1 protein-coding gene and 1 pseudogene are annotated in these 3,389 nt (G+C 72.4%); both read right to left on the bottom strand.

Annotated elements, in window-relative coordinates; translation table 11 throughout:
• A partial coding sequence (locus PKF00_RS43775; RefSeq protein ID WP_369011202.1) for a non-ribosomal peptide synthetase occupies window positions 1-3,238 on the bottom strand: 3,238 nt, incomplete at its 3' end.
• Between the two features lie 42 nt (window positions 3,239-3,280).
• A pseudogene (locus PKF00_RS44815) lies at window positions 3,281-3,388 on the bottom strand (AMP-binding protein); the annotation flags it as partial.
• Between the last annotated feature and the right edge of the window lies 1 nt (window position 3,389).

Here is a 3,389-nt window from a genome sequence, read left to right as displayed (position 1 = left end):
CGGACGTCCACCGCGCGCGATCCCCCGTCCGATACAACCGCGAACCGTCCCCGGCGAACGGATCAGCCACGAACCGCTCCGCACTCAACCCCGGCCGTCCCAGATACCCCCGCGCCAACCCCGACCCGGCGACGTACAGCTCGCCCACCACGCCTACGGGCACCGGGCGCAGCGCCGAGTCCAGCACGTACACCCGGGTGTTGACCACCGGCCGGCCGATCGCCACGTCCTCCGCGGCCGGGTCGCACCGCCACAGAGTGGCGTCCACGGTGGTCTCCGTCGGCCCGTACGAGTTGAACATCCGCCGGTTCCGCGCCCACCGCCGCATCACCTCCGGCGGGCACGCCTCGCCGGCCACCACCAGCACGGTCTGCGGGGGGATCGCCCCATCCCCGATCGTCGCCAGTACCGCCGGCGGCAACGTCACATGCGACACCTGCTGTTCCTCAAGGAACGCCGGAAGCGCGTCTCCGAGACGTCGCTCGTCGGGGATGACCACAAGCGTCGCGCCGGTCATCAGGGCCATCAGCCATTCCCAGCCGAACGTGTCGAACCCCGCCGACGCGAACTGCCCCACCCGTGCCCCGGGGCCCACTCCCAGGTACCGTTCGTGACCGGCCACCATGCTCGCCACACCCGCGTGCGAGACCAGCACGCCCTTCGGCTGCCCCGTCGATCCCGAGGTGTAGATCACATACGCCGCGGACGACGGCGTCGGCGCGCCGCCGCGTTCCCTCTCCTTCAGGGCGCCGCCGGCCTTGGCCTCCAGGACCCGGACGGTCGCCGGGTCGTCCATCGTGATCCGCGCCAAACCCTCCGGCAGCGTGCCGCCCCAGGCCTCAGCGGTCAGCACAGCCGACGCGCCCGCGTCCGCAAGCATGTACGCGATGCGCTCCGCCGGATACCGGGCGTCCAGCGGCAGATAGGCGCCTCCCGCCTTCGACACTCCCAGGAGCGCCGTCATCAGGTCGACCCCGCGCTCCAGGGCCACCGCCACCACCGACTCCGGACCGACTCCCTGATCGATCAGCAGCCGTGCCAGCCGGTTCGCCCGCGCGTCCAGCTCCGCGTACGACACCTCGGCCTCGTCGCACACCACGGCGATCGCGTCCGGCGCCCGCGACGCCTGCGCCTCGAACAGCTCCGGCACCGTCGTCGGCGGCACCTCCGCCGCCGTGTCGTTCCACTCCGTCAGCACGCGGTGACGCTCGTCCTCGTCGAGCACGTCCACCGCGCTCAGCCGGGTGTGCGGGTCGGCCGCCAGAGCCGACAGCACGCGGACCAGCCACGTGGTGATCCGGCGGGCGGTGTCCTCGTCGAAGAGATCCGCGGCCGCGATCAGGAAACCGCGCACTCCCGCGGGCCCGTGCGCGTCGAACGTTTCCTCGACGACCACTTCCAGATCGAACTTCGCCGCCGGAGTCCCCGCCGTCAGCCCCTGAAGACGGAGAGCGGGCAGGTTGAGGACCGCTTTGACGTTGTTCTGCAACGACAGCATGACCTGGAAGAGGGGGTGGCGGGACAGGGAGCGGGCCGGAGCGAACTCCTCCACCAGCCGCTCGAACGGCACATCCTGGTGTTCGAGTGCCGACAGGCTCGCCTCCCGCACCCGGCCCAGCAGCTCCCGGAAGCTCGGATCGCCGGACAGGTCGGTGCGCAGCACCAGGGTGTTGACGAAGAACCCGACCAGGTCCTCCACCGCGTCGTCGGTGCGGCCCGCGATCGGCGTGCCCAGCGGAACGTCCGTCCCCGCACCCAGGCGGGACAGCAGCGTCGCCACCGCCGCCTGCATCACCATGAACACGGTGACGTTCTCGGCCCGCGCCACCTCCACCAGCCGCGCGTGCACCTGGGCGGGAATCTCCAGTGGCTCCGTGTGCCCCCGGTAGGAGGCGACCGCGGGCCGTGGCCGGTCGGCGGGCAGTTCCAGCTGTTCGGGCAACCCGTCCAGCGCCTGCCGCCAGTACGCCAGCTGCCCGGCCAGCACGCTGCCGGGGTCGTCCTCCGAGCCCAGCATCTCCCGCTGCCAGAGCGTGTAGTCGGCGTACTGCACCGGCAGCGGCGTCCACGCGGGCTCCTGTCCGGTCGTCCGCGCGGCGTAGGCCACGGCCACGTCCCGTCCCAGCAGCGGCATCGACCAGCCGTCGGTGGCGATGTGGTGCATCACCAGCACCAGCACGTGCTCCTCGGCGTCCAGCTCGAACAGCCGGGCCCGCACCGGGATCTCAGCCGACAGGTCGAACGCGTGCCCGACCGCCTCGGCCAGCCGCTCCTCCAGCCGCGCCTCCTCGCACACCGCCGTCTCCAGCAGCGCGGGCACGGACTCCACCGGCAACACCCGCTGGTAAGGCCCCGCCTCGTCCTCGGCGAACACCGTCCGCAGACTCTCGTGCCGCGCCACCACATCACCCAGCGCCGCCCGCAACCCCTCCACATCCAAACGGCCGGACAACCGCAACGCCACCGGCACGTTGTACGTCGCACTCGGCCCCTCCAACCGGTGCAGGAACCACAACCGGCGCTGCGCGAACGACAACGGCACCCGCGCCGGCCGCGGCACCACCGCCCGCACCGCCGAACGAGCCCGCCCGCTCCCGGACAGCGCCGCGGCCAGCCCCGCCACGGTCGGCGTCTCGAACAACTGCCGGATCGCCATCTCCACCCCGAGCACCGACCGCACCCGGCCGATCACCCGGATCGCCAGCAGCGAATGTCCGCCCAGATCGAAGAACCCGTCGTCGATGCTCACCTGCGCCACGCCGAGCACCTCGGCGAACAGGCCGCACAGGATCTCCTCCCGCGGGTCACGGGGCGCACGCCCGCCGGCGAGCGCCGCGAGGTCCGGCGCGGGAAGCCTCTTCTTGTCGATCTTCTTGTTGACCGTCAGCGGCAGCTCGTCCAGCACCACCACCGCCGACGGCACCATGTAGTCCGGCAGCTCCTCGGCGAGCCGGGCGCGCAGCACCGCGGGGACGACGGACGCGCCCTCCGCCGCCACCGCGTAGGCCACCAGCCGCCGGTCCCCCGGCTGGTCCTCGCGCACCACCACGGCCGCCGCCCTGACCTCCGGACGCCGGCCGACGGCCGCCATGACCTCGCCGAGTTCGATGCGGAAGCCCCGCACCTTCACCTGATCATCGGCCCGGCCGACGAACTCCAGATTCCCGTCCGGCCGCCACCGCGCCACATCACCCGTCCGGTACATCCGCTCACCGTCCCCGGCGAACGGATCGGCCACGAACCGCTCCGCACTCAACCCCGGCCGCCGCAGATACCCCCGCGCCAACCCCGACCCGGCGATGTACAACTCACCCGCCACACCCGCCGGCACCGGCCGCAACCCGTCATCGAGCACATACGCCCGCGTGTTCCAGAACGGCCGCCCGATC

This window comes from Streptosporangium carneum (assembly GCF_027922005.1).
Lineage (GTDB): Bacteria > Actinomycetota > Actinomycetes > Streptosporangiales > Streptosporangiaceae > Streptosporangium > Streptosporangium carneum.
The sequence above is the reverse complement of the archived record's forward strand: the minus strand, read 5'-3'. Positions and strand labels throughout refer to the sequence as shown.